The following is a 7,652-nucleotide window of genomic DNA, read 5'->3' as shown; positions in this document are numbered from 1 at the left end:
TCGATTACTCCCCACCGTCCAATATCCGCCATGTACATCCTCGCCCCATAATCATAGAAACCTGTTTCCTGAAGCTCCTTTCCATTGTACTTGTAACTATAATAACTTCCAAAATTAGAACTACTAAGCATCCCTTCAATATGATTCAATCCAAACGGATAATAATTGTTGGTATCTGTAACTTCAAGAACGCCTTCGCTGTTTTTGGCAAAACTTACTCTGGCATTACCAAGGTGATCTCTGTACTGGTAAATATAACTAATTGTAAATACTACCATACGAAAGGATTCGTGCGGCAGCTTGGGGACAAATATATAAAATTGAATTCCTAAAAATTTTTATCTTACATTTCTAAAGATACCTTTTTATAGATAGCCAGCACACAAGATAATCTATATAAGTACCACACGATACAATCGTGCGGGAGCGGGGATCATATTCAAAAGTTTCTGTAATGAATCTTTCGGTATCCGAAGCAAGCCTTTTATGTTTGGTAATGGTTTGTTGTGATACTCCTGCAAAATCAAGAAAACAGGTAATTATTTTAAATTACCTGCTTTTGAATTATTTTATTTATTATTTTTTGTACTCAGTCTATTAATACTGAAAATCAATATATGTGGAACACTATCGATTTTAAAGTGATTCTTCTACCCAACTTGGACGTATTATTCTAACTTCAATTCTTTCATATATTAACTTAGTTGTTGAATAGTCTAAAAAAACAAATGTCTTACCTTCTTTATAATTAGTTAAGAAGTATGAAAAATAAATTAAATATATTTTAGTTCTTTCGCTCAAAGCCTCTAAAGAGATAATTAGACAATCATGATTGATATTTTTTATTATAGAAAGCAAAATCTTTTGTTTAGTACTCAATTGTTTAATAAGTGAATCTCTCTTTGAATTAAAAAAAAATATAAGATTTTTATCCATATTATATTTTTCAACAAACTCAGATAATTTCAATTCGTTATACTTTTCAGAATCGAAAGAAAAGGCATCAATAATACTGGAAAAGCTATTAAATAATTTAAAATCTATATAATCAGAAATTTCATGAAAATTACTCTCTGATGGTAAATTTATTTTATAACATTTCTCTCTTTGCAAGGATATTTCATTCATTTTATTAATCAGTGTTTACTTTAAATTTATAAGTTTTGGCTGTGGGAGCTTTTTTTGTCCAAGAACCTGTTTGCAAAAACTCTGTTACATATTTAGAATTTCCAGTTAAAGATTGATATTCTAATGCAGCAGCCATTCTATGGTTTCCTTCAGAAATATAATAGGTTCCTTCAGAATAATAACCCCCAATTGTATACTCTGAGGCATTAAACCCTTTGGGAGAATTCATTTTATTTAAGATTTCTCCAACAACACTTTCATCTCTTAATCCAGACTGCATACTCATGATATTTCTAGATTCAGCAATTTGTTCTACTTTTGCCGCATTAGAAAATATTGATGCTTCAACACTCTCAGCAGCCCTTGCCCCTCTTGTTGCTATTTTTGATACAGCTGTTTTTGCCAAACTTCCAAGACCTTCCGTCGCTAAAGCAGCCCCTCCTTCTATTACAGTAGTTCCCAAAGCTCTTCCTGCTATATTTCCTGCTACTGTTGCATCTCCTTTTTTCACACTTGATCCAGCAATTGCAGGGAGCGCGGCTACCGATGCCATTAGATTAGTAGACTTGGAAATACCTGCTTTTAAAGCTCCACCTGGATTACTAGCTAAAGATTTGGCAGATTCTATAGGATGAGTTACCACTTGTTTAACACCTTGATAATTTTCTCTTGCAACACTTTTTGCACCTTGATACATTCCAGAATAATAAGTTTTAGCAAGATTCCACAAATTACCACAACATCCCTGAGCTTCTCTTCCATCAGGATCAACAAACATTATAGGATTATCTAGTGCATAGGTATAAGGTGAAAATCTTCTCGACTTTTCTGCTAGTTCATCTGCAACACCCCATCTTCCAATATCCGCCATGTACATCCTCGCCCCATAATCATAGAAACCTGTTTCCTGAAGCTCCTTTCCATTGTACTTATAGTTCTATAAGCATTCCATTGTAGGAAAATATTCTGAAAATGTAACACTCCATTTATTATCAAATCCTCCATTAATAATAATGTAATCAATTCCTTTTTTTAGCTTAAAATTCATCTCACCTTTTTTCTTAGATGTAATTTTAATCTTTTCATCCCTTTTAAGAACTCTAATTTGTGTATATCCACAGGTATAATTTTGAAAATTATAACTTTTACCATTTATAGTAATAACATCGTCAATAAAAGCAGCATTATTAAAAGATAATAAAACTTCGTCATCTTTTTTAAGAAATTCTTTTGGAATATTTTCCAAATAAGATTTATATGCTGTACTATCTGTTTCTGTTGCTTTCGTTTTATCTTGATAATAAAAATCAATATTATTTTGTGCGGAGCAACTATTGTTGGTCAGTAAAACAATTATAAAAAAAAATATTATTTTCATTATTTTTTATTTTTTGGTAATCTAAATGAGTTGGCTTTAACAGTTTCTTCCATCTTCTGTATCTGATTTTTATTAAATTCCACACCTAATCCTTTCATTGAAGAAATTGGGTTTTCATATGAATTCATCCTATTGTTAATATTAGCAGGAGTAGCTTCAACTCCTGAATTTGGCTCCCAGATATGTTCTAAACCAAAAGTATGACCAATTTCATGCGTAATTGTATCTGTATCTCCATTCTTTGCATTAACAGTTGCTGTAATTGGATTTCCGAGTGGTGCGTCTCCAAGAACTGTTCCCGTCATAGTAGTACCGTTATCATTTACTATTGTTACAGATCGTCCTGGAAAAGTCATATCAATGTTATAAGTAGCATTACTATCTTGAATAATTGTAAGATCGAGTCCTTCTTTTTTAAAGTTATTTTCTACGGTTGAAAGTTTTTGTTGAACTTGTTCATTAGTAAAAGAGCCTTGTGTAACATTTGTTCTTAATTCAACTTTTGCTGGAGTATTCAAATTAAATCCAGATATATCATTAGATACAGGGGTATTCCGTGTAGATTTATTAATTAACTCAGCTTCTAACCCTTCTAATTCTCTCGCATCAATAACTCGATTTTCAGAAAACGCATAAGTACTATTATGGGTATATTTTTCAGCGAGCGGGTCAATGTTGAAGAAACGTCCAATATCAGGCATATAATTTCGCCACTTAAACGAGTAAAAACCGGTCTCCTGTAACTCTTGTCCTTGGTACTTGTAGTTATATGCTGGATTTCCTAATAAAGCATTATACCCCTCATGTTTCAATCCAAACGGATAATAATTACTCTCTTCAATGATCTCTGTTCCTGCTCCATTTTTAGCATAACTTAATCTAACATTTCCAAGGTGGTCAGTATAATTATACACATACTTCCCAGTCTCAACATTAAAATATCCTTCTGCCGTTGGAAAGAATTTCAATACAGAATTTACATACTGGAAGCCATCCAGATAATCGGTTGTTTCTGTTCCGAAAACCTTTCTTACTTTCACTCCGTCTGCTCTGTAAATATAATCCGTTACTTTGGAGTTTTGGATAATCTTACCTGGTAAATTTAAATAATTATATTGGATGGAGGAATATAATTATTTGAACGTTTATAAACACAAAAACCACTGCAAAAATAGCAGTGGTTATTATACTTCACCACACGAAAGGATTCGTGCGGCAGCTTGGGGTTTATTCAGGCTCTTAAAATTAAAAATATTGCTGCACTTTAGTTCTGTTTCCTTATACAAACAGAACACTATAAAAATACAAAACCCACTACAATTGCAGTGGGTTTTTGTTTGTAATTTTATTTTCTCATTGGAGGAAGAGATTTTTCTGGTAAATAATTATCTATCTCATTTTGTTTTTGAATATCATTCTTAATTTGATCAAAATTAATTTCAAATTCTGATATTCTTGCGGAATCATCTTGTTTATATATTTTTTCCTTAAGTAAATCTATAATATCATTGAAGCTAGAGCTCATAAAAGGAGGAATAAAACAAAGTTTTTCATTATTATTTTTTACTTTAAAATTAATATAATTTCTATTTCCTGCATAATACGTACTTTTATCTAGCTTTTTGCGTACTACAAAATCTTGTAATTTTCCAAAAGATAATTGATTTACTTTTTCAACTTCTTCATTCGTAAGTTGATAGGAATAAAAAGCAGTATCCTTGTGTCTTTTTAAATAGACATTCAATTTTCCGTTTTTATCCAATGTTGAATATGATAAAATTGAAACGTTTTTGGCTTCAATATCATAAGCAATAAGCTTAAAATCATTAAGTTTAATTTCTTGTGCATTCAACATTAAACTTAATATTAAAGTCAAAAAAAACAATAAGTTTTTCATTTTTGAAATATTAATGAGTAATTTTTTTTAAAGAGATTTCTCTAATCTCACTTTGTTCTAAGTTATCATAAAAATAAATACTATCATTCTCGATTTTTATTAAATCTATTATTTGATGCATATCTGATATTACAGTAAATTCTAATGTAGAAGTATTTATTTTGACCAAATAAAATCCAGAGTTAAACCATTTTTTTCTAAAACAAGGAATATAAATAAATCCATTCTCATATAATAACGGACCTCCAAATATTTCTCTTTTTATCAGATTTCCATCAATAGACAATTTTCCAACTTCCGGACAACCTTGACAAATTTCGTATAGATCGTGATATAAAACTTCTTTTTTATTTGGAAGATTTATTTTTAGTCTAAAACTTATTGGGGTTTCAAGTTTCATAATTTTTAACGAGGAATAATTTTAGTTACTTGATTTACTACACTTTTAGATTCTGTCAAAAACTGGATAGAGCCTCCTGTATAAAATCCTCCACCTTGAGGTCCAACTATTCCTATTTTAATTGGAGTTCCTTTAGGAACTATACCTGATGTATATTGAGTTAAAGGATTCCACTCTTGCTTTATTGCCACTACTGTTCTATTTGCAAATTCACTAGTTCCAACTCTTACACCCCAGAAATCACTCTTCCCAATAGACATTTGCCCAAATCTTTGAGCAGGAATATCAAAAGGAGCTTTCATATTAATACTTCCAAATAAGAACCCATCTGAAGTAGTTGCAACTTTTGCTACTGCTCCTAATGCCTTAGAAAATCCAATTTCTGCAGCTGCTCCTTGCAATCCATATAGACCCGCAACAGCTAACTGCCCCGATGGATTTCCCATTGCTGCTTCCGTTGAATTGGATGCAGGAGTTTCTCTTATATACGAACCATTATCAGGAGTACCAAAAGCAGCGACACTCATTGCTGATGCGGAATCACCCGCTTGAATTAAAGGATCTAAATTATTCATTATCCCCATTCCTCCCAATAAAGAGTTATTGGTATATGAACCATCAGAATTTAAGGCGGTTGTAGACCCATTCTCCGTTGTATATGTCCCAGATTTACCTAAATAAGTTTCATTTTCTCCTGCTGTTGCTTGGCTTGTTGCATTTTCATTCCAATAAACACTATTTGTTTCTCTATTATGTACCCAATCAAAAGCTGCTCTTCCATCCGGGTCAATAAACCTTAAAGGATTATTAAATGCATAAGCATAGGTCGACCATCTTCTTGAAGTTTCCGCCAACGGATCCACCACACCCCATCTACCTAAATCCGGCATATAAAGTCTAGCTCCATAGTCATACATACCGGTCTCCTGCAGTTCCTTACCATTGTACTTGTAACTATAATAACCTCCAAAATTAGAAGAACTAAGCATCCCTTCAATATGATTCAATCCAAAAGGATAATAATTGTTGGTATCTGTAACTTCAAGAACACCTTCGCTGTTTTTGGCAAAACTTACCCTGGCATTCCCAAGGTGATCTCTGTACTGGTAAATATAACGGTTTTCTGTGAAACTGTAAAATCCTTCTGCTGTAGGGACAAAATCAAGTTTCCATTGTGGGGTTAAGTCAATACCAGGAAACAGAAGACCTGTATTTTTATATGCCTGCTCTTCAAAAGCAGATTCAGTACGACATTCAAGACATATTCCACCTCCTTCACGATAGGTATACTGAAAGCCATCCAGGTAGTCTGTCATCGTAATGCTTGTCTGCCCGCGTGGCGGAGCACTAGAATAGGTTTTGCGAAGTTTTACACCATCTGCACGGTAGAGATAATCCAGCCCACTGTTCATAAAAAGTCCTGAAGGATTAGTCTGGGTAATTGCAAAGGAATCCGGTAAATTCAAATAGTTGTACTGTATCGTCTGAATTCCTTTATCCTTCATATTAATCATATTCCCGTTCAGGTCATAATCAATGGTATTATTCCCTCCTTCATAGCCCGTATCATTTAATGAGCTTTCAATAATTTGATTCAAGCGATTGCCGGTATATTTATACTCAAGATTATCTACCACAGTAGAAGTTGAACCGTAAACAGGAATCGCGTTTCTTTTCAGAAATGTAATATTTCCGTTTAAATCATAGCTCAAACGTTCATCAAAATTCTTGTTATGCGGATTGGTCTTTTCCGGCTCTGAATACTCGGCATCAGTTAATCTGTTAAGCTTATCGTAAGTATAATTATATCTTTTAAGGTTACTGACCGTTGACATATTCCAGTCTATTTCTGCAATATTTCCATTATATCTGCCAGCAGCAATATTTGAATAGACAGGATCTGTATACTTTACTTTATATCCAAAAAGTTTTCCATTCAGATTGGCGGGATCATTTATTTGGGTAAGCCAACCGCGGATATTATACTTATAATCTATTTGCTGAAGCGGAGAAGATGAAATTACTCCGCCTACTTTTTTAGACTCCAATTGGGAAAGTTCATTGTACTTATTCTGGGTTAATATTTCCACAGGGTTATTATCAACCTGATGATTGTGTATCAATAATCTGTTCTGGTCATCATATTCAAAATTTTCCGTAATAACTTTTTCAATATCTATATCAAGCCTTTTATGTCTTGTAACAATTTTTTTGATTAGTCCTGAAAAATCAAGCAGAAATTCCTTTTTAGTATATCCACCTAAATGGTTCCAGCTTTTTTCTGCTAGCTTTAGCCCTTTGGTATTGTAATAGAAATAGGTTTTCGTCCAGTTATCGTCCTCAATGTTTTTTACATAGGAAGCTGTGGGAAGACCTTTTGTAGAAACGCCGCCGTTAATAGCTCTGTCCTCATTGATAACGTACTGCTCAAGGATCTTTGCAGGAGGAAACTCTTTGGTATCTCTTGGGTAAGAGTCGTAGTAATTTACGGTAAGCAACGTAGTAAACCCGGAGAGAAAATTATTGGTGTAGTAGACCATAATCCCGTTTTTGTTAAAACCTGTGGCAGTTGGGTCTTCACTGATTACCTGAGAAGCAAGCTGGCTTTGCATGGTGGCTCTTTCTCCACCCGCAATAAGTCCGGTATAGGCAACACGCCCAAAGGCATCGTACTTGGTCATTAGCCATTGTCCTTTATTTTTCAGGTTTACATCCTGGGTAAGTACCGGGCGGTCGGCAGCATCATACACTACAGATTCCCAATCGTCCCTTCCCGGCAGTCTTTTTTCCACCTGCCTGTCTAAACCATCGTAACGGTACTGGTAACAAAGGCTATTGACAATATCCGT

Annotated in this window: 7 protein-coding genes and 1 pseudogene; all 8 read right to left on the bottom strand. The window is 33.6% G+C overall.

From position 1 onward, the window contains the following. Positions 1–278: hypothetical protein (locus tag DEU40_RS22120; RefSeq protein WP_181398018.1), on the bottom strand; the 278-nt coding region annotated here is incomplete at its 3' end. A gap of 358 nt (positions 279–636) precedes the next feature. Continuing rightward, entirely contained in the window at positions 637–1,128 is a 492-nt protein-coding gene (locus DEU40_RS22115; protein WP_110011855.1) for a hypothetical protein, read from the bottom strand. A gap of 751 nt (positions 1,129–1,879) precedes the next feature. After that, positions 1,880–2,062: pseudogene (locus DEU40_RS22895) on the bottom strand (RHS repeat-associated core domain-containing protein); the annotation flags it as partial. Positions 2,063–2,065: 3 nt separating this feature from the next. Beyond that, positions 2,066–2,506 (bottom strand): hypothetical protein, encoded by a 441-nt coding sequence (locus tag DEU40_RS22105; RefSeq protein ID WP_110011854.1) that lies wholly within the window; start codon positions 2,504–2,506, stop codon positions 2,066–2,068. Next, on the bottom strand, positions 2,506–3,546 hold the full coding sequence (locus DEU40_RS22890; RefSeq protein WP_110011853.1) for a M57 family metalloprotease: 1,041 nt from the start codon (positions 3,544–3,546) through the stop codon (positions 2,506–2,508). The genes DEU40_RS22105 and DEU40_RS22890 overlap by 1 nt, the downstream gene beginning before the upstream one ends. A gap of 305 nt (positions 3,547–3,851) precedes the next feature. Then, on the bottom strand, positions 3,852–4,403 hold the full coding sequence (locus tag DEU40_RS22095; RefSeq protein ID WP_146207901.1) for a hypothetical protein: 552 nt from the start codon (positions 4,401–4,403) through the stop codon (positions 3,852–3,854). Between the two features lie 10 nt (positions 4,404–4,413). Beyond that, positions 4,414–4,803 (bottom strand): hypothetical protein, encoded by a 390-nt coding sequence (locus tag DEU40_RS22090; RefSeq protein WP_110011851.1) that lies wholly within the window; start codon positions 4,801–4,803, stop codon positions 4,414–4,416. Positions 4,804–4,808: 5 nt separating this feature from the next. Continuing rightward, positions 4,809–7,652, bottom strand: a 2,844-nt coding sequence (locus tag DEU40_RS22085; RefSeq protein ID WP_146207900.1) for an RHS repeat-associated core domain-containing protein, incomplete at its 5' end; no start/stop codon positions are given.

The organism is Chryseobacterium sp. AG844, assembly GCF_003182335.1.
GTDB classification, from domain to species: domain Bacteria; phylum Bacteroidota; class Bacteroidia; order Flavobacteriales; family Weeksellaceae; genus Chryseobacterium; species Chryseobacterium cupriresistens.
This window is presented reverse-complemented; position numbering and strand designations above follow the sequence as displayed.